Source organism: Chloroflexota bacterium (genome assembly GCA_026389585.1).
Lineage (GTDB): Bacteria > Chloroflexota > Dehalococcoidia > UBA2247 > RBG-13-53-26 > JAPLHP01.
Genome location: JAPLHP010000036.1, coordinates 46,011 through 65,370 on the forward strand (window position 1 = coordinate 46,011; position 19,360 = coordinate 65,370).

Consider the following 19,360-nt stretch of genomic DNA (forward strand, 5'->3'; position numbering starts at 1 on the left):
CCCCACTTCATAGAGAATCATCCTTGAGCCTGCTGATAACTACTGGCAGAACAGGCAAAAGGTCGCTGGCCAGCATTCCCGCATCCCCCAGATCCTTTCTCACCAGCTCCCCGGCCTGGCTGTGAAGGAATACCCCTGCAACAGCAGCATCGAAGAGGCTGAGCCCCTGAGCTACCAATCCGGCGATCGCTCCGGCGAGCACATCTCCCGTCCCTGCTGAAGCCAGCCCCGGGTTCGCTGTGGGGTTGATCACCATCCTGCCATCCGGAGCAGCCACTATAGTATAGGCTCCTTTGAGCACAATAGTTTTCTGCCATGAAACGGCTGCCTCCCTGGCCACGCTCAGCCGCCTGGACTGGATTTCATCCACAGAGCGTCCAGTGAGCCTCGACATTTCCCCAGGATGCGGGGTGAGTACAGCATCGCAAGGCAGCTTTTGCCACCATTGGGATATCCCGGCCAATGTGTTGAGAGCATCCGCATCAAGAACCAGGGCAGGCAAGTCGGCCGAAGAAAAAAAGATTGTTTTCATAAACTCAACCACAGAAGGACTTTGGCCAGAGCCACACCCCAGGAGAAGGACATTATAGTTAGCCAGTGACGGCCGAATGGTCTCAAACGCATCAGCCGTCACAATTCCCGGCTCTGATTCCGGCAATGGAGCATAGATCACCTCTGTCAACTTCGAAGCCAGGATAGGCTGAAGGCTGCGAGCAGTGGCGAGCGTCACCAGTCCCGCCCCCACCCTGGCAGCGGCGGTGCAGGCAAGATAGACTGCGCCTATGTAATTGATTGAGCCGCCGACTACAAGAACCCTGCCAAAGGTACCCTTATTGGCATCCGGCAGGCGCTCTGGAAGCAACCCCCTTACCTTCTCGCGGGTAACCACCTCTGTGGGAATATCCTCTGCCAGCTTTGACGGTATGCCAATATCAGCCACAACAAGCCTGCCAACCTTACCCGCACCGGGGAAAGCAAACAACCCATGCTTGGGATAACCAAGCGTCACAGTAAAATCAGCGGCAGGGCAAGCAGCATCAACAGCCCCTGTATCTGCATTAAGTCCTGAAGGAAGGTCAACAGCGACAAGCCGGAGATTTCTATTCTTCTCCTTCGCCTCCATCACCTTCAACAATGCCTGTTTGAAAACACCCTCTATGGGTCTCGTCTTGCCAGTACCGAAGAGGGCATCGACAACTACCTCTATTGATGGCAGCAGACTATCGAGGGCAGCCAGACTATCATGCTTGATAGCAGCTATGGTAGGAATGCTCCTCCTCTGAATAAGCTGATAATTGATATCGGGATCCGCACGCTTTCCCGGGAAGTAGACATAAACGTCGGCCCCCCAATCGTGCAGGTGCCGGGCAGCTACCAACCCATCACCACCGTTATTCCCCGGGCCTACCAGAACCAGGATACGGCGTCCGGCAACACCACCCAGCCACCCTCTCACCTCCCGTGCCACAGCCAACCCGGCCTTTTCCATCAGCACTTCCGAGGGCAGACCTATTGCAGCAGCACGCTGCTCGATCTCTCGCATCTGCTCGCTGGTAACAACTTTCAAAATATTTCTCCTGAGCGACACAATTATATCAGATGGCTTTTCCCCGGGACAACGCACATGTGCGCAGTGTCCAGGGCATACTATGCAGTTTTTGGGCTATTCGTGGCTGGTCGTAACAGCGAGGCGTGTGGGGATGAGCCCGGGGATTTATCCCTTGCTCTGGGTTTCAGGCTAACTTTATCTTCTTCCTGGCACGGCTATCCAGGTAATGCTGCAGACGTTCCTTCGTAGTTACCCACCTGCCACCGAGCCTCATCGCCCATAGCCTTCCCTTCTCTGCCTGTGCCCTCAAGGTAACTGATGCAAGGCCCGAGAGCCGCGATGCTGCCCTCAAATCAATGAGCTCATCGATGCTGCAGGCAGCCAATTGCCCCGCAGGAAAGCGCTTGCTAGCATCCATGATCTCTACCGAAGAAAGGCTGTCATCTTTGGTGTAGTTCAGGATCACCCCCGGCTCTGCCTCTCTGCTATAGTTCAATGCCATCTCGCGATCCCTAAGATAAACTGTAAGCATATCAACCTCAGGCTCATACTCAATATTCAGGGTGCTCTTCGCCCTTGCTTCAGCCTTTGCCTGTTTCATCATGTGCCCCCCTATCTCATCTTGATCACAGTCACCACGAAGGTATACGAGCCTATCATCAGCCAGATGACTTTCAACTTCCCGTGACGGGATTCCCACTTGTCGCCTTTGGGCAACCGTTCTCCTGCCTTAACAGCTTCCTCAACCTCATCTAGAGTCAGCTTGTACAGCCGCATCTTGTTCTTAGCATGGCGGCTGAATTGCACCTCCATCAGGGTTATTATAAGCGCAATCGCTTATGACTGTCAACGCCTGCGCTCAGTAGCCAGGATAATATCGTGGTTTGTGCAATTTAATACTAGGAGTGTGTCCGAGTAATACCTATGCTGAGCGTGGGCGACCTTGATTTTTGACTTCTTCTAGGCACGGCCAACCTATTACTCAGACAGGCTCCTAGTGCCTGGTTGCACAAGTAAGCGTAGCAATCGAGATTCTTCGCTGCGCTCAGAATGACACAATGGCCAAGCAGAATGCCACCTAAGAGCCTGTCATCATGACAGTGGGCGACATGTTACCATGACGGTGGGCAATATGTCAGAATGACATGTGGTAGTTCTAAGATAATGACACCCATCAATGGTTCTGTGAAAATGTCACCCTGAGCCGAAGCCGAAGGGTCTCCCCTCACAAAGCGAATGACGCTTATTCTTGCAACTAAGCACTAGGCCCACAGAGTGTCATGGTCATGCCCCAGCGCAGCACTCTCACGGAAACTGGTATAATATCAAGCACTACACAAAGAAATCTGACTGGCCGGAGGACACCATGGATGACATCAAGAGCGCATTTGAGAGAGCAATGGAGAGAATAGCGAACCTCGAAGAGCCATCAAAAGATGAGGTTATGCAATGGAAGTATACGCCTGAGGGGCAAAAACTGGCGGTAAAGTATTTCAAAGAGGACATCAACCTGATCGCCGAGCTAGGAAAATTCAAGGAAGAAGAGAAACGCTTTGTTGCCAAAGGAGCAGAGGAGGTTCTGCTGAGAAATATAACCCTCCCCGCTAATGAGCCTGCCAAGAAAACCACGAAGAAAGCCATGGAGGCCCTTAAGGCCATTAAAAGGGATAAGGGCGCCCTGGAGAACGTTTACAGCAAAATGAGGCGCGTTTTTGATCACTATGCGCAAGAGGGAGAGCAGCAGAGAAGGCAGGCTTATGAGATGCTAAAACAGGACTTTCAGATGAGGATGCAGCAAGCCTTACAGCAGCAGGGCCTGCCGCCCGGATCAAAGATCAACATAGAGAGCCAGCCGCAATTCCAGGAGGAGTGGCACAGAACCATGGCCCACCTGGACTCTCAATATAGCCAACTACTCGATGAATACAAGCAGGAGGTAGAGGGTTTACGCTAAGGAACCGACCATCTCCCCGAAGCTCCCTGGCATCGCCAGCAAGATCCGAGAGGCCTATCTCTCGGGTTCTGTCTATGGACCAAAATGGTTCACCAGACTTAACCCATCCACACCAAAAAGTCGGGGCATTCCTTGAGGTTGCCATAACACACACTGCGGGCTGGACATGAGAATAAGGGATATTATTAAGCATAAGCAGAAGGGTATTTCGTTTGAGTTTTTCCCACCGAAGACGGAAGCGGGTGAGAAGCAGCTTTTTGATACTATTCGAAGGTTGCAGGCCTTCGAGCCCGGTTTCGTTTCCGTAACCTACGGAGCCGGGGGTAGTACTCGCAAGAATACCCGACATGTGATTGAACGGATCGTGCAGGAAACCGCCCTCAGCCCGATGCCACACGTGACCTGTATCGGTGAAAGCGATGAGGGCTTGAGGGGTATGCTACGAGACTATCAGGAATTGGGCGTGGAGAATATTCTCGCGCTCAGAGGGGATCTCCCGGAGGGGGAGACGGGGTTGACCGCCGATGCCACCAGCCGCCACGGCATTGACGTGGTGAAGCTGGCAGCATCGTTCAAGGCATTCTCCATAGGGGTCGCTGTGTATCCTGAAGGGCACGCCGAGGCCTCCAGTCTTGAGAGTGACCTGCTCTACACCAAGCAGAAGATCGAAGCAGGAGCCGACTTTGCCATCACTCAGATGTTCTTCGACAACCGCTTCTTCTACGATCTTGTGGAAAAGGCAGGGGCAGTCGGGATTCGGATTCCGATTATCCCAGGCATTATGCCCATAACAGATGTGGCAAAGATAAAGCGGTTTACCCAGACCTGCGGGGCGACGCTGCCGACTACGCTCATCCACCGGATGGAGAACGCTGGTTCCCCGGATGAAGTGGAGAGAATGGGCATAGAATTCGCCACCAGGCAGTGTGAAGATCTATGGCAAAACGGAGTCCGCTTCTTCCATTTCTATACGCTTAACCGCGGTGAGGCAATCACCCGGATTCTTCACAACCTCTCTTTGAATACATGAGGTGGGCACCGCAACTCGAACGACATCGGTCATGATTCCGTCCAGCTCAGGATATACCCGGTATCCCCCACGTCCAGATCAGGTTTCGCCACCGCCCATCTCCCGGTGAGGCCCGTCTCCCTGGCCGCAAGCTCGAATTGACACATGGCAATCCCCATATCCACACGTTGAAGGTCTAAGCCCCTCAAGAGCTTATCGTAACCCCTCGTCCGTTTCAGATAGAAGTGAAGGGCAGCCCGGTCTTTCTGTTTGACAATTCGCCAAGGCTGGTTGTTTGATGCGGAAGGGCCCAGCCTCACGCAATCAAGCACCAGGGCATATTTGCCTGCTGAGTCTCTCGCCAGAGGGGTATTCATATCTCCATCAAAGAACAGTTGCTCCCAGGGCTTTCGCTGGTCGGATCCGGCAAAGCGCCTGAGTACCCTTTCTCTGGCAGTCCTTTTCTCACGTGCATACCCAATCGGGCTAATCGCAGGGACAACTTCGTCATCTGAGACGTTTATCCTCGAAGCGAAATTGGCTCGCTTGAATGTGCCGCCCAGCCAGCAGGTTCCTAAACCTAGAGAGGTCGCCACCAGTATCACTCTCTCGAAGCAATACCCCAGATCCTCCATTGCTCCCACATCTTCCTTGATGGCCCCCACGATGAATGATCTCGCCCCTCTGATAAACCCATAGGTTCCAAGCGTCTTGATCTCACTCCTCTCCATCTCCGAGAAATCAACGAGATCAAATCTCACTCCGTGACCGAACGGACCTTTGTGGCCTGAGTGGAGCAAATCGATTATCCTTCGCTTCTTTTCCGCTTCGATCGGCTGATCTGTGTATGTTCTTACAGAGACACGGTTGTTGATGGCTTCAATCATGGAGTCCATCTGATTCCTCCTTTTTCCGCTTCGGGGTAAATGCCCACACCCATACTAGATACTATCACGTCACTCCATGGTATGCCACCGAGTTCTACTGACCCAAATCCGTGGATTCCTCCCAAAGTGGGTGTCATCCTTCTGCGGAAGGACGACCTGACCACGTCATTCCTGCGTAGGCAGGAATCCAGAGAGTACCATACCCCTTGGCCTCCCCCTGGATTCCCACGTTCGTGGGAATGACATTAATGTGAAGTAGTCCACGGATTAGGGACTGACAAGAAGATAAGCAGTGCCAGGCCAGTTGTGAGATATGGCGTCGTGCTGAGAGGCCAACCTTCTCAGCCGAGATACCTACTTCCGCGCTATCAGCGAGAGGAATTCGGCCCTGGTGGCTGCTTTGCGCCTAAAGACTCCTCGATTGGCCGAGGTGACGATGTTGCTCCCAGGCTTCTTTATCCCGCGCATAATCATACAGAGGTGCTCCGCCTCGATGACCACTGCCACCCCATCAGGTTGGAGAGCCTCGACAATGGCCTCAGCGATTTGGGTAGTCATGCGCTCCTGTATCTGAGGGCGGTGGGCTACTATCTCCACCACCCTGGCCAGCTTGCTGGCACCAACGACCCGACCATTGACATTGGGAATGTAACCAACATGGGCCGAGCCATAGAAGGGCAGAAGGTGGTGCTCACAGAGGGAATAGAAGGGGATGTCTTTTACTATCACCATTTCCCGATGTCCCTCGCCAAAGCCGGTCGCCAGTTCCTGCTTGGGGTCTTTGTCGATGCCACTGAAGAGCTCGGCATACATTTCCGCAACGCGCTGCGGCGTACCCGCCAGACCCTCCCGCTTCGGGTTCTCGCCGATGGCCTCGATAATAGAGATAACTGCCCGCTCAATTTTGGCTTGGTCAAGCATATCGCCCTCCCTGCACTTTAGATTATCCGCCCATCCCTCATCTTGAGAGACCGGCTGGCTACCTCAGCCACTGCCTCATTATGGGTGATCAGCATAATAGACATGCCGTATTCACTGTTCACACGCCTGAACAAAAGGCCAACCTCTTTCGTGGTCTTGGAGTCAAGATTCCCGGTTGGCTCGTCAGCGAGCAATATTGCCGGGTTATTGGCCAGAGCCCGGGCTATGCCAACCCGCTGATTCTCCCCGGCGCTCAGTTCCCGCGGCTTGTGGTGCAGCCTTTTGGGCAATCCAACCCACTCCAGCAACTCGATGGCGCGCTTGATCTGCTCCTTTTTGGGAACCCCGGCCATCTCCATGGGAAACATCACGTTCTCCAGCGCTGTCAGTATGGGCATAAGGTTGAATCCCTGAAAGACAAACCCGATCTTCCTCATCCGCAGACGGTCCAAACTGGTCTCCTTCAACTCCGATACGTCCTGGCCTTCAAAGCGTATTGCCCCGCCCGTGGGATGATCTATGCAGCCAATGAGGTTGAGGAGGGTCGTCTTGCCGGAGCCAGAGGGGCCCATGACGCTGACAAAGTCCCCCTTGTCTATCACCAGGTCAATGTTGTCAACAGCCCTGATCTCCTCGCCACCCATCATATACACCTTTGACAGGTGGGTGACCTCTACTATCGCATCACTCATATCTGAGGGCCTCCACTATGTTTATCTTAGAGATCCTCCAGGCAGGATAAAGGCCAGCCAGGACTCCGATGAGCACGGCGATCAACAGCCCCGCACCAAAGATACCGGGGCTGACCACAGCCTGGAGGAAGGCCACACCGGCAAACCGATGTATGGCCCAGGTTATCACCTTGGACAGGCCAACGCCTCCCAGGCAGCCCAACCCCCCCGCTATGAGGCAGGTAATCAGCGATTCAGTAATAATGAGCCGGAATATGGTCGCCCGGCGCACACCCATTGCCCTCATGGTGCCTATTTCCTTCGTCCGCTCGCTTACGGCCATCAGCATAGTAGAGAGGATAAACAGAACGCCTATAAGTAAGGCGATAGAGGCCACACTGAGGTGGATGGCACGGGCCATGGACAGGAGATTCCTCACCACCCCCGCCAGTTCCTCGGTTGTCCGACCCACAATGTCCTCTGGATGAAGAGCAGTGATAGCGACGGCTGTCTCCTCAGTCTTGTTGCGGTCCTTTACAGTCACTGCGGCGCTGGTGATGCGGCCCAGCTCATTTAGTGCCAATTGCACATCTTGAAGGGGTGCATAGGCAATCATATCCTCAAAGCCGCCGGTGGACTTGAGAATGCCGACTATCTTGATTTCGCGGCCTTCCACCCCAAGAGGAAAAGTATCCCCCACTTCCAGACCCTGAGCCTTAGCCACCGCCGCTCCAACCACAATGGTACCTTCGTCCCCTTCTTTGAAGAGTTCTCCGTCCTCAAGTTCCAAGGAAGGCCTGAGGTCGGGCAGGAACTGCGGAGTTACCCCATTCAGCACAACAAAATTCCCCATCATAGAGTCGGGGGCATCTCCGAGGTAGATGGTGCGGGTATATATGGGGTAGACAGCCTTCACATTATCGATATTCAGAATATCGTTGACGTAGGCTTGAGAAAATGCAGCCCCAGTGGACTCAAGCAGAGGGCTGGTACTGCCTCCTGCCTGCCTGGGCAGGACATAGATATCCTCTTTCCGTTCCCTGGTTGTTTGATTAAAGCTGTTCATAAAGCCTTCAGTGATGCTCAGCAGGCCGACGGTGAAGGTGATGGCAACAGCTACCCCCAGAATGGTAAGCAGGGTTCGGGTGCGCCGCCTAGTGAGGTTCCTCAGCGCCAGCTTAATCATGGCAGTTCCTCACGCAGAAATGACTGAAGAGAGAATAGTGGATACGCTTCAACCCCAGCCGAGAGCCTTCTCTATCTTGTCAAGTTCAGGGGGCAGTTCCATAAAAGAGGGAGCGCCTTTCATGGCAGTGTCCGGGTCTTTCAGGCCACTGCCGGTCACTACGCAGACCACCCTTTTCCCCGATAAATCCAGGCGGGGGGCCCACTTAATGAGACCGGCGACAGAAGCTGCCGACGCCGGTTCACCAAAGACACCTTCTCTGGTGGCCATGCGGCGATATGCTGCCAGAATCTCGTTATCGCTCACGCAGTCAATAATGCCCCCGGACTCATCCCGGGCTGCCACCGCACCCTTCCAACTGGCCGGATTGCCGATGCGTATCGCTGTGGCCACCGTCTCAGGGTGGGCAATCTTCTCGCCTCTGACTATGGGCGCCGCTCCTTCCGCTTCGAATCCCATCATCTTCGGAGTCTGTCTGGCTTTGCCCGCCCGGTGATATTCTACAAATCCCTTCCAATAGGCGGTGATATTGCCGGCATTGCCCACCGGGATAAACAGGTAATCAGGAGCCTCACCCAGGACATCGACGACTTCAAACGCAGCCGTCTTCTGTCCCTCAATACGATAAGGGTTAACTGAATTGACCAGAGTGACAGGGTGCTTCTCCACTAATGTGCGCACTATATCGAGGGCCTGGTCAAAGTTGCCGCCGATGGTCACTATTCTGGCACCATACACTATGGCCTGGGCCAGTTTACCCAAAGCGATATTCCCTTTGGGAACCACAATGATGGTGTTGAGCCCGCACCGCGCTCCGTAGGCTGCTGCCGAGGCGCTGGTGTTTCCGGTGGAAGCACAGATAATGGCCGAACTCTTCGCCTCCAGCGCTTTGGCCACTGCCACCACCATACCACGATCCTTGAAGGAGCCGGTGGGGTTGCACCCTTCCAGTTTGAAATATAGCTCCCCGCAGCCTATCTCCTTCTCCAGGTTCTGGGACCTGACCAGGGGAGTATCCCCTTCACCCAGGCTAATACGAGGAGTAGCAGGAGTAACAGGGAGCAAATGACTGTACTTTACTAATACACCAACGCCCATTGTCTCCATCCATCAGAGAAACGTCTCTATCTCGCGCCCCTTCTCATCCTTTCTCTGCTTCAAATATCCCCTGGCCCAGGAACACTTTTCGCACAGACGTAATACCGGTTTCTCGTCCTCAGAGACATAGGCATACCTCTCAGGGTGTCTCATAACCCTGCCACATCCATCACACTCTATCTCACCAGTGACAATGACTCCCGAAGTCCAAGCCGTCATTCGATAACCACCTACCCTTCAACTCTGATAAGATTACATATTTCCTTAACAGCGGGAAGCTTCCCCATGTCGTTTAAGGATTGCTGCATGAACCGCTCTCGAGCCGGATGAGTCATGATCACTATCTCCGCCGTTTGAGTGGCAGCATTCGCCTCTTTCTGTATGACGGAAGCAATGCTGATAGAGCGATCACCGAGTATTTTGGCTATCTGGGCAAGAACGCCGGGGCGATCAGCAATGCTCATCCTGAGATAGTAGCGGGTCTCCAGTTCTGAAATGGGCTTGATGGCCTTCGGCCGGAGTGGCCTCGGCTGTACAGAGCCCTTCTTCGCTGAACTTACGGCCTGTCCAATAGCGATGACATCTGAAATGACTGCACTGGCCGTGGGCTGGGCGCCAGCTCCCCTGCCGTAGAAAATCACCTTGCCTACCAAGTCCCCCTCTATCTGCACAGCATTATAGACTCCGCCCACCTTAGCCAGTAGAAATTCGGCCGGAATGAAGACGGGGTGTACTCTAACCTCAACCACCCCACCCCCCTGCTTTGCAATGGCCAGGAGCTTTATCTCGTAACCCAGTTCCTTGGCATAACGAAAGTCTGACTCGCGCAGGCAGGCAATACCCTGGCAGTAAACATCCTCAGGGCGAACATCAGTATGAAAGACAACGGTAGCCAGGATAGCCAGCTTATAGGCAGCATCTCTCCCCTCAATATCGTTAGAGGCATCTGCCTCGGCATAACCCAGCTCCTGAGCCTTCTTCAGTGCAGTGTTGAAGTCTACCCCTTCACTGGACATCCTGGTAATAATATAGTTGGTAGTTCCATTGATGATGGCATATATCGTGGTTATCTCATTGGCCAGCAGGCCGTGCTGGAGAGGAAGCAACAACGGAATGCCTCCACCCACGCTCGCCTCGTAGAGGAGGGATAATCCCTTCTCTTGGGCAATTCCCAGAAGCTCCATCCCATGCTTGGCAATTACTTCCTTGTTCGCAGTCACCACGTGCTTGCCATTCAGCAGTGCTTCCCTAATGTACTCCAACGCCGGGTGCTCGCCCCCGATAACCTCGATCACAATATCTATCTCCGGGTCAGCCAGGATCTCCCGCGGGTCAACGGTGAGAAGACGAGGGTCCACCTGCGCTGAACGTGACTTTACCAGATCGCGGACCAAGACTTTCCTCAGCACGAGCGGGCGGCCCACCTCCTCAGTTATAGTCCTGTCCTTTTCCAAGAGGGCCCTGACTACCCCTCCGCCTACCACCCCAAGCCCCAGCAACCCGATGCCGATGCTTTTCTTCACTCTTCGCTCAATCTCTCCCTATGTCTGGATATGGTCCAGAGCCCAGGAGATCTTCGGGTCATCCAGATAGCTCACCATGTTATTGGCTTCGGCACTCTTCGCATCCGTAAGCCACTTGCCAAACACGTCGCCGATCAACGTATCTCTGTCACCCGCACTGAGCAGCCTCAACCCCTTTTCCAACACCTTTATAACCCAGTAGCTCTCCGAGCCTTCGCTCTCAAGAATCGGCTCACTCACTGTGCTGTTCTCAGACCCCTCGGCAAAGGCATAGTCATCAAAGGCAGTACTCTCAATGCCCCGGGGTATCCATTCTACCGTAGTGTTATCCGAGGAAGTATTCGGGTAATACTTGGACGGCGAGTAGTCGGTGACCAGTGTATTGAAATCCTCGTCCGCTAGCCATCTATCTCTCACTGCAGTGGCATTATCTGCACCTACTACAAGCATGGCTTGAACCCTGACGTGCTCAAACTCCCGATCCGCGGGGTAATCCCGGTCACCAATTCCCTGCCGCAGACCAGACTGCACCAGGGATGGCTTTATGTACATTTGTTTGAAATCCTCCACCGAAATCCCTGCCGTGGCGAGATTCGTCTTGAGCTTTTCAACAGTCATACTGGACGAACTCAATATCTCCTGTAACTTCTCTTCGATAGCCCCGTCACTGATGACAACGCCAAAATCCTTCTTCAGCCCCTGCTTCATCAATTCATTATCCTGGATATACGTCGCTATTGATTCAACATCGCTAGCAGTTGAAGTGGAGCTCATCCCCTGCAGGCGAAGCATCTTCACCAAATAGCCCATATCAAACACAGTATCATTTACTCTCACTATGGGCTGGCGCCAGGGTTTGATCCGGGTGTCATAATAGCCATAACCAACTATCGCCGGAACGGCAATAATAGTCAGTACGATTATGGCCTCGATGGTGTACAGCCACCTCTTCTCCCTCCCCCACCTGGAACGCCCGCGCGCAGGCGCTCCCTTACGAGTCAAACCTTCAGTCTTTGGTTTCTTGTCCAAGTCTTACCTCTGCAAAAGACTAGAACTCTGATGAGCGAGAGAATGGATTGGGTACACGCAGGTAGGAAAGCAGCTACCCTCGTAGACTGGCAACCCCCATTTTACGCATATGCGCTGGCGTGAAGGGTAGCAGTGCTAGATGACGCGCCCTCTTAATTGCCAGGGCCAGAGCTCGCTGATGTTTAGCGCAATTGCCAGTCCTGCGTCGCGGCTCAATCTTGCATCGATCCGAGACGTAACGACGTAGCAGAGCCGGGTCTTTATAGTTTATGTCATCTATCTTATCAGCACAGAAAATACATGCCCTCCGTTTGGGGAGATACTTCGGCCGAACTGGCCTTCTAGTTGTCCTCGCTCCTCTCATGTCTGCCATTTTTGCCACCTTTCCCTAGAATGGGAGATCCTCTTCCACCACCGCCTCATCAACCTTATCAACCTTCGCTTCGCCTTCCGGGAGTGGGGCAGCAGCAGCCTGCCTGTCAAGGGAGAGTACCCTATCTGCCACTATCTCCACACGGCTCCGCTTCTGTCCATCCTGTCCTTGCCAACTGCTCGTTCGCAGCCTGCCCTCTACGTAAGCCAGCTTACCCTTAGTCAAGAACTGGTTACAGCTCTCAGCCAACTTATTCCAGGTAACTACGGTAAACCACTCCGTCTCTTGTTTCCGTTCACCTTCGGGACTATTGAATATTCTGTTGGTAGCAATACGAAAGCTGGTCACCGCGCTTCCATTGGGAGTAAATCGCATCTCTGGATCAGCCCCCACGTTGCCAATAATCATCACCTTGTTCAAATTAGCCATCGGCTCTTCCCTCTTACTCCAATCTCACTAACAAGAACCGCAATATCTGCTCTGAAGTCCGCAAGTTCCTCTCCAGCTCCAATGCCATTTCGGGCTGAAGTTTGAACGGGGTCAGCACATAATTCCCCTCTCTGTATTTCTTTATCGGATACGCCAGTTTCCTTCTGCCCCATCGATTAACTTCACCAACAACACCACCTTTTTGAGTGATGAACTGCTTCACCTTCTCGATTTCGGCAGGCAGAGCCTCCTCAGTAATCTCAGGACTGAAAATCACTGTCACTTCGTAATCGTGCAACTTCTCTACTCCCTCCACTGCCAATGAAATGCAGGTTGTCGGACAAACTATAACACACAAATGGCTGAATCCACAAGCTCAGGGCAGCGGAAAGCGTCGGGTGATCCCATCCACTTCCTGAGAGGCCTCAAGTTTTATCTTCTCATTCCCGAGATTGGTCAACACTCTATGGATTAGCGAGGCTATTTGTCTCATCTCCTGCGGACCGAGTCCCCTTGTAGTCACCGCAGGAGTCCCAAGCCTCAATCCGCTAGTGGTTTGCGGTGGAAGAGGATCAAAGGGGATGCCATTCCGGTTGGTAGAGATGCCAACACTATCAAGGGCTTCCTCCGCTACCCTCCCCGTTATCCCTGCCCCACGAAGATCAATAAGGAGGAGGTGGTTATCTGTGCCTCCGCTAACGATCCGGAAACCCAACTTCTGTAATTCATCAGCCAAAGCCTTGGCATTCTCCACGATATTTTGCTGGTAAGTAACAAACTCGGGTTGCATTGCCTCATGGAAACAAACTGCTTTCGCTGCAATGACGTGCATTAGAGGGCCACCCTGCGTGCCAGGGAAAACAGCAGAGTCCAGGATTTTGCCCAACCCCTGCTTAGCGAGAAGAAAGCCACCCCGGGGGCCACGCAGGGTCTTGTGTGTGGTCGCAGTGACTACCTGCGCCCAGGGTACCGGTGAAGGATGTACTCCAGCAGCCACCAGGCCAGCTATATGAGCCATATCGACCATAAGCTGTGCCCCCACCTCTTCAGCAATATGATGAAACCTCTCAAAGTCAATAATTCTGGGATAGGAACTGGCTCCCGCCACAATCAGCTTTGGTCTATGTTCTTTGGCCAGGCGCTCCACCTCGTCATAGTCAAGCCGCTCCGTTTCCCGGTTTACTTCATAATGAATGAATCTATATAACTTTCCAGAGAAACTGACCGGACTTCCGTGGGTGAGGTGTCCCCCATGAGCCAGGCTCATGCTCATTACCTTATCCCCAGGGTTGAGCAAGGCAAGGTAAACCGCCGCATTGGCCTGACTTCCACTGTGAGGCTGAACATTGGCGTACTCAGCATGAAAGAGCTCCTTCGCCCTGAGAACTGCTGTTCTCTCCACTTCATCTACTTCCTGGCAACCACTGTAGTAGCGGCGCCCCGGGTAGCCTTCGGCGTACTTGTTGGTAAGGACAGAGCCCTGTGCCTCCAGTACCGCCCGAGTGGTGTGGTTCTCAGCAGCGATGAACACCAGCTTGCGTTGCTGCCGTTCCTCTTCTCTCTTAATTAGTGAGGCAATCTCTGGATCTTTCTTCGGCAACTCTTTCATATTCATACTTCCCTGGCTAAGGCCAAACCCCAAACAGAGCTGGCGCCAGATCCCTTCAAGGCGATGGCACAGGAATTCAACGTGGCCCCTGTGGTACACACATCATCAACGAGAAGGACCCGTCTCCCTTTCAAGCTCTCATTTTGGCAGCCAAAGGCCCCCAGTACATTACCTCGACGCTCTTCGGCGTCGGGAGTCCTGGCTTGAGCCCGCGTGTCCCGAAGCCTGACCAGCGAATCCTCTACGACTGGAAGGCCAAGCAGTTTCCCGAGTTCCCGAGACAAGAGCCCGGATTGATTATACCCTCGCTCACGCAACCGACGGGAATGAAGCGGGACCGGTACAAGAACATCCCCAGGCAGGGGCTTGGTTCCCAAATACTGAGCCAGCAACTGCGAGAGTGGAAGAGCCAGCGCCCTAAAGTTCCTGTACTTGAACTGATGAATGGCCCGACGCACCATGCCCTGAAAAACGAAGGGTGAACGGATACCATCGATCTCCAGTCTCAACCTCCGGCAAGAGGGACAATAATCTTCCTGAAGTAATGGCTTGCTGCACATGGGACAGAGCGGGGGCGTAAGGCGAGCGATAGTCCCGCAACAGGGCGAGCAGATGAAAGCACCATCCTTCCCGCAGCCAACACAACGAGGTGGAAAGACTAGATCGATAAACTTGCCCTTAAACTCGCCTACCCGGGCCCACCAGATCACATTCTGAAAGATCAATATAGTCTAACGTGCTCGGGGATTATGCATTGCCCCACTGATAACCGGCTCGTTTATATAAACGTCACCATTCCTTATCTTCAAGTTGAACCCACAATCGGGATTGGTACATACCCATGCCTTGTAATGGATCGGCGCGCCCTGGCTACCGAAATCAGATAGAGGCACCAGATCGCCACTACTGCACTTCTGACATTTGGGCAGCACTAAATGCTCCACAAAACCACCTCCCAAACGAAAATCAAGATTAGTATATCCCATTACGTGTCAGTTTACAATTTGGGGATGTTCAGGCTACTCTTAATCTATACGTGCCGCGAGCTTTGCCAAGTCCCAACTATGTTCATACAGATGCATCCCACTGCTGATGCAGATCAACTCACCGTCAGGAACCCCGATCTCGGTCGCCATATACTCCTTCATAAGTTGCAGCGCGGCAAGATTGGACGGGAAGCCTCCCCATAGGTCCCAGGATCTGAAGTAAACGACAAAGTGGAAACGACCATAACGGATTCTGGTGTGTATGCCTCTCAGGCATTGTGGATCCCCCAGATAGATAGATTCCCGGCTGCCCACCGCCATGTACGCCTGATTAGTATTGTGGCCGCCCTCCTTATACATCCGGATTACTTCAGGAATCTGCGACTCAAGATCCTCTCCGTAAGTGTACTGCTCGCCTTTTTCTTTGCAGGAAGTCATGAGGTAGGGTAAGTAGGTCTCGACATACTCCATAGTCGTTGGCGGGGGAACACCCTGCGGTACATCAGGTACCAGCGGCCGTATACCCGGTTGTCGTATCTGAACTACAGCCAAGTCAAGTTCCCTTCTGCGCTGCCCCTCAAAACTCCCTCGATCTATACGGTACTCATAACCCTCCGCGAGAACGCTGCGCAAACAGAGAAACCAGGCTTCCGGCAGGTCCCTAGCTTCAATCAAGGTTACACGCATAGACTTCTCAGTCATAGTCATAAGCCTTTCAAGACCCGGCTTTCGGTTCGCCTCCACTTTTCAGTAGCTTCTGACCCAGGGCTCCCAATCAGAAACGAGGGGAGCTAACAATCGGTCTTCACCAACAAGAATAAAACTTGGAACGATATACCTAGAACCTAGTGGCCAGTCGAACCAAACCCTGATGACCCTCGCGCCGTTTCTCTAATATCAGTCACTACACTTACTTCAACGTCCACAACCGGTAGTACCATTAATTGAGCGATACGGTCTCCCTGGTTGATGCGGTAGGGATTCGAACCGAAGTTCTTCAATTCCACCATAACCGTTCCGCGGTAGTCACTGTCGATCCACCCGGCTCCCACCTCTATATTCGCCCTAACTGACAGCCCAGACCGGGATGCTATCCTGCCAACCGTTCCATGAGGCAATTCTATAACAATTCCTGTCGATACAAGGGATCTGCCAACTTCAGCGCGCCCATCGGGCTCGCAATGAGTAGGCGGAACCTCCATACTTTCCGCTGCATAAAGGTCAAAGCCGGCACTCCCTGGAGTCATCTTCCCGGGTGGCTTCGCGGCCGGATGAACCAACTTGACTGCAAGCGTAGGCATAGTGATTAACTAGAGTAGTCTAACTTAGATGGAGTTCGATTCCCTAATACTCCCGGTTAAACCAGCCAGTAGATTATAGGGTTCAGGGCAGGCTTCATCAACTTGATCAGCCTACACAACCCCGGGGGATATATATAATCTATGGTCCAGGATATACTTTTCCACAGCTCCAGGTACCATCCGGCGAATGGAAGCCCCCTGTGCTACCCGGCGTCGAATATCAGAGGCGCTGACATTTACTTGCGGCACCTCTACGAAGGTAACATGCCTGGAAACACCCGTGATACATGATTCGAGCCACTCCAGTGGAGGAGGGGCAAAACCCGGTCTGGTGAATGCTACCAACTGGCAAATCTGTATGAGGCGGGACGGCTCCTTCCATCGCGGCAGGTCTGAAAGCACGTCACTCCCTAAAATGAAACTCAGTTTTGCTCCAGCGCCCAGCTGCCTTTGCAGTATATCAATGGTATCAACAGTAAAGGAGGGGCCAGGTCTATCGACCTCAGTAGTAGATACCTGGAAGTATCTCTTCCCAGCAATGGCAAGGCGTACCATCTCCACTCGGTGTCTCGCCGAGGAAATAGGAACATCTGCCTTGAGCCAAGGCTGCCCTGCCGGGACAAAAAAAATCGTCTCTAAGCCAAGAACACTTTTCACCTTTTGCGCCGCAGCAATATGCCCACGGTGGACGGGGTCAAAGGTGCCTCCAAACACACCTATATTCATGTCAGTCCTACTGCTTTACAGGCCATCTGCACAATTTCCGCATAATACCGACCTTCCTACCAACTCTCAAAGTAGTAGCCTGTAGCACATGAACTACACGTGACTGCACTTATTGGATGCAGGGAATCTTATTGTGTATTAGTAGTCTAGTAGAGTAGATGATGTTTGGATAATAGATAGTAATAATAGTAGTAGGCCTATGTGGGAAGATTAGCCACAATCTGGTGGATGTTTCTCTGCATTGCGGGATCAGTAGAAACTACGCCGGCTATTCTATGATAGCCCCTGAGAATGGTGGAGTGGTCTCTGCCGCCAAGCAACTTGCCGATATCCTGCAGGGGGCAATTTGTCTTCTCTCGTACAAGGTAGATGGCAATCTGGCGCGCCATGGCTAATCGATTGTCTCTCTTACGGCCTTTCAGGGATTCTAAACTTATCTGGAAGTGGTCGGCCACTGCCTTCAATATCGATGCTGGGGTGGTAGCATATGAGCCTAAATTATCCGAAGGCATATCGCGCAGAGCCTGCTGCGCCAACTCCAGTGTAGGATGCTGCTGTGCCATCTTTGCATCGGCGATAAGCGCAGTCAGGGCTCCCTCTAGTTCCCTGATATTTCGCTGGCAGCGCTGGGCGATGAAATCAAATACAGCTTCGTCGATGACAACCTGCTGTTTCTCGGCTCTTGCGTGAAGGATGGCCAAACGTGTTTCCAGGTCTGGTGCTTCAACCTGGGCAATAAGCCCGCATTCGAGGCGGGAACACAAGCTGCTCTCCAAGGTAGTCATCGCCTTTGGAGGGCGATCGCTGGTGATAACCAACTGGCGGTCAGTGTCCTGCAGTTCATTGAAGGTGTGAAACAGTGTTTCCTGTGTCTGCGGTTTGCCAACCAAGAACTGGATGTCCTCTATGACGAGAATGTCAGCGTTCCTGAATTTGCTGCGAAACTCCTCTGTCTTTCTCTCCCTGATTGAACTTATGAACTCATTGGTAAATTGCTCACTGCCAGTATAAACGACCTTGAATCCGTTTTCGGAAGCTTCATTCCCTATCGCGTGTGAAAGATGGGTCTTTCCCAGACCAGATCCACCGTGGATGAAAAGCGGATTGTACTGCCGCCCTGGCTCCTCAGATATTCCCAAGGCAGCAGCGTAGGCAAGACGGTTTGAACTCCCAACGACGAAGTTTTCGAAGGTATACCTCGGGTTGCCCACTGGTGGTGGCAGCTTCGATTGTGAGTGGTTCTGGCCCTGCCAGACAGAGTCCTGGTCCGGGCAGACCTGGAACAGAACCTCAACCTCATGCCCTACAAGGCTGATGAGCACCTTTATTACCAAAGAATGAAGACGCTTTTCCAGCCATTCCTTGGCGAAAGCGCTGGGAGTTCCAATTACAAATTGATTTCCTTGGTGACTGATCCCTACAGTGTCCTTTAGCCAGGTTTCGAAGTTGGCTTTGCTAACCTGAACCTGAAGGGCACCTTTGGCAGTCTCCCAAGTCTCTTTAGCTGTTTTCATACCCCCCTTTATGGGCTAAAAAGTCTTGTTCTGCGACGTGAGGATTCGGAATTATTTAAGAAGCGAGAAATTACTGAACAAAGCCTTCTCCCCGAGGATGTGGCTGGATAAGTATAGAACTGCCCTCCTTGGGCTGGTCAAGGGCTTAACTTTATGTTGCGTTGCTCTTGAGGATTGGCCCCACTTATATTTAGAAGGGTTGCCCCCGAAAAGCCTTTTATGAGTTTACAACCGTCCCTGTTTCCCAGGTCAAGGGGTTTACTTTATGTCTTGTTGGCTGATGTGAGATTCTCCCTGTAGTGACACACTCGATCTGTAAAATACCAACCAATGCCGTTTCATGTGTCAGCAAGTTGTTAGCAGCCTTGCTGCTAACAACGTTCCTGAGACCTCTGCCTCGTCTATGCGTATCTTTGTGTGCTTGCACAGATATTTCACAAGGTTATTTGCGGTACCGGCATCAGCCTAGACTCCGCAATCCCGAGGTAACGTGCCGACAACTTCCGGGTACCACTTGACAACCCCGTTTTCCCATGGTATTATGCAGTGCATAGTAGTATCAGCATAACAATACCCCTTCCCGGAGTCGCTGAGA

22 protein-coding genes and 1 pseudogene are annotated in these 19,360 nt (G+C 52.8%); 2 read left to right on the forward strand and 21 right to left on the reverse strand.

The window, feature by feature from the left end:
- Positions 1-7: 7 nt before the first annotated feature.
- From NTZ04_03330 to NTZ04_03340, 3 genes are all read right to left on the reverse strand, one after another.
- The gene (locus NTZ04_03330; protein MCX5991350.1) at positions 8-1,567 is read right to left on the reverse strand and encodes an NAD(P)H-hydrate dehydratase; all 1,560 of its coding nucleotides are present in this window, start codon (positions 1,565-1,567) and stop codon (positions 8-10) included.
- 166 nt (positions 1,568-1,733) lie between these two features.
- Positions 1,734-2,153 (reverse strand): DUF2283 domain-containing protein, encoded by a 420-nt coding sequence (locus NTZ04_03335; GenBank protein ID MCX5991351.1) that lies wholly within the window; start codon positions 2,151-2,153, stop codon positions 1,734-1,736.
- Positions 2,154-2,161: 8 nt separating this feature from the next.
- Positions 2,162-2,362 (reverse strand): DUF4258 domain-containing protein, encoded by a 201-nt coding sequence (locus NTZ04_03340; GenBank protein ID MCX5991352.1) that lies wholly within the window; start codon positions 2,360-2,362, stop codon positions 2,162-2,164.
- 553 nt (positions 2,363-2,915) lie between these two features.
- Between NTZ04_03340 and NTZ04_03345 the strand changes: the two genes are divergently transcribed.
- Positions 2,916-3,503 (forward strand): hypothetical protein, encoded by a 588-nt coding sequence (locus NTZ04_03345; protein MCX5991353.1) that lies wholly within the window; start codon positions 2,916-2,918, stop codon positions 3,501-3,503.
- 166 nt (positions 3,504-3,669) lie between these two features.
- Positions 3,670-4,533 carry a methylenetetrahydrofolate reductase [NAD(P)H] gene (metF, locus tag NTZ04_03350; GenBank protein MCX5991354.1) on the forward strand — a complete coding sequence of 288 codons (864 nt, stop codon included), beginning with the start codon at positions 3,670-3,672 and terminating at the stop codon, positions 4,531-4,533.
- 29 nt (positions 4,534-4,562) lie between these two features.
- On the opposite strand, the gene NTZ04_03355 is transcribed toward metF, so the two are convergent.
- From NTZ04_03355 to dnaA, 18 genes and pseudogenes are all read right to left on the reverse strand, one after another.
- Positions 4,563-5,408 (reverse strand): nitroreductase family protein, encoded by an 846-nt coding sequence (locus NTZ04_03355; protein ID MCX5991355.1) that lies wholly within the window; start codon positions 5,406-5,408, stop codon positions 4,563-4,565.
- Positions 5,409-5,753: 345 nt separating this feature from the next.
- Positions 5,754-6,320: a GTP cyclohydrolase I FolE gene (folE, locus tag NTZ04_03360; GenBank protein MCX5991356.1), complete on the reverse strand. Its 567-nt coding sequence runs from the start codon at positions 6,318-6,320 to the stop codon at positions 5,754-5,756.
- A gap of 17 nt (positions 6,321-6,337) precedes the next feature.
- Complete coding sequence (locus NTZ04_03365) at positions 6,338-7,012, reverse strand: ABC transporter ATP-binding protein (GenBank protein ID MCX5991357.1); 675 nt, start codon at positions 7,010-7,012, stop codon at positions 6,338-6,340.
- A complete protein-coding gene (locus NTZ04_03370) occupies positions 7,005-8,177 on the reverse strand; it encodes an ABC transporter permease (protein MCX5991358.1) in 1,173 nt (390 codons plus the stop codon). The genes NTZ04_03365 and NTZ04_03370 overlap by 8 nt, the downstream gene beginning before the upstream one ends.
- Before the next feature lie 48 nt (positions 8,178-8,225).
- Positions 8,226-9,275, reverse strand: coding sequence for a threonine synthase (gene thrC, locus NTZ04_03375; protein MCX5991359.1), 1,050 nt, complete (start codon positions 9,273-9,275; stop codon positions 8,226-8,228).
- A gap of 12 nt (positions 9,276-9,287) precedes the next feature.
- On the reverse strand, positions 9,288-9,494 hold the full coding sequence (locus NTZ04_03380) for a hypothetical protein (GenBank protein MCX5991360.1): 207 nt from the start codon (positions 9,492-9,494) through the stop codon (positions 9,288-9,290).
- An 11-nt stretch (positions 9,495-9,505) separates the two neighbouring features.
- Entirely contained in the window at positions 9,506-10,798 is a 1,293-nt protein-coding gene (locus NTZ04_03385; protein ID MCX5991361.1) for a homoserine dehydrogenase, read from the reverse strand.
- An 18-nt stretch (positions 10,799-10,816) separates the two neighbouring features.
- Positions 10,817-11,827: a hypothetical protein gene (locus tag NTZ04_03390; protein ID MCX5991362.1), complete on the reverse strand. Its 1,011-nt coding sequence runs from the start codon at positions 11,825-11,827 to the stop codon at positions 10,817-10,819.
- Between the two features lie 94 nt (positions 11,828-11,921).
- Positions 11,922-12,200 (reverse strand): annotated as a pseudogene (gene rpsR, locus NTZ04_03395) (30S ribosomal protein S18).
- Between the two features lie 15 nt (positions 12,201-12,215).
- Entirely contained in the window at positions 12,216-12,629 is a 414-nt protein-coding gene (locus NTZ04_03400) for a single-stranded DNA-binding protein (GenBank protein ID MCX5991363.1), read from the reverse strand.
- A gap of 13 nt (positions 12,630-12,642) precedes the next feature.
- Positions 12,643-12,927 (reverse strand): 30S ribosomal protein S6, encoded by a 285-nt coding sequence (rpsF, locus tag NTZ04_03405; protein MCX5991364.1) that lies wholly within the window; start codon positions 12,925-12,927, stop codon positions 12,643-12,645.
- Positions 12,928-13,005: 78 nt separating this feature from the next.
- On the reverse strand, positions 13,006-14,238 hold the full coding sequence (locus tag NTZ04_03410) for a serine hydroxymethyltransferase (GenBank protein ID MCX5991365.1): 1,233 nt from the start codon (positions 14,236-14,238) through the stop codon (positions 13,006-13,008).
- A 2-nt stretch (positions 14,239-14,240) separates the two neighbouring features.
- On the reverse strand, positions 14,241-14,963 hold the full coding sequence (locus tag NTZ04_03415; GenBank protein MCX5991366.1) for a ComF family protein: 723 nt from the start codon (positions 14,961-14,963) through the stop codon (positions 14,241-14,243).
- 6 nt (positions 14,964-14,969) lie between these two features.
- On the reverse strand, positions 14,970-15,182 hold the full coding sequence (locus tag NTZ04_03420; GenBank protein MCX5991367.1) for a hypothetical protein: 213 nt from the start codon (positions 15,180-15,182) through the stop codon (positions 14,970-14,972).
- A gap of 81 nt (positions 15,183-15,263) precedes the next feature.
- Positions 15,264-15,911: a thymidylate synthase gene (locus NTZ04_03425; GenBank protein ID MCX5991368.1), complete on the reverse strand. Its 648-nt coding sequence runs from the start codon at positions 15,909-15,911 to the stop codon at positions 15,264-15,266.
- 158 nt (positions 15,912-16,069) lie between these two features.
- Positions 16,070-16,525, reverse strand: a complete 456-nt coding sequence (gene dut, locus NTZ04_03430) for a dUTP diphosphatase (protein ID MCX5991369.1) — start codon at positions 16,523-16,525, stop codon at positions 16,070-16,072.
- Between the two features lie 111 nt (positions 16,526-16,636).
- Complete coding sequence (nadD, locus tag NTZ04_03435; protein MCX5991370.1) at positions 16,637-17,251, reverse strand: nicotinate-nucleotide adenylyltransferase; 615 nt, start codon at positions 17,249-17,251, stop codon at positions 16,637-16,639.
- A 197-nt stretch (positions 17,252-17,448) separates the two neighbouring features.
- Positions 17,449-18,765, reverse strand: coding sequence for a chromosomal replication initiator protein DnaA (dnaA, locus tag NTZ04_03440; GenBank protein MCX5991371.1), 1,317 nt, complete (start codon positions 18,763-18,765; stop codon positions 17,449-17,451).
- Positions 18,766-19,360: the final 595 nt, after the last annotated feature.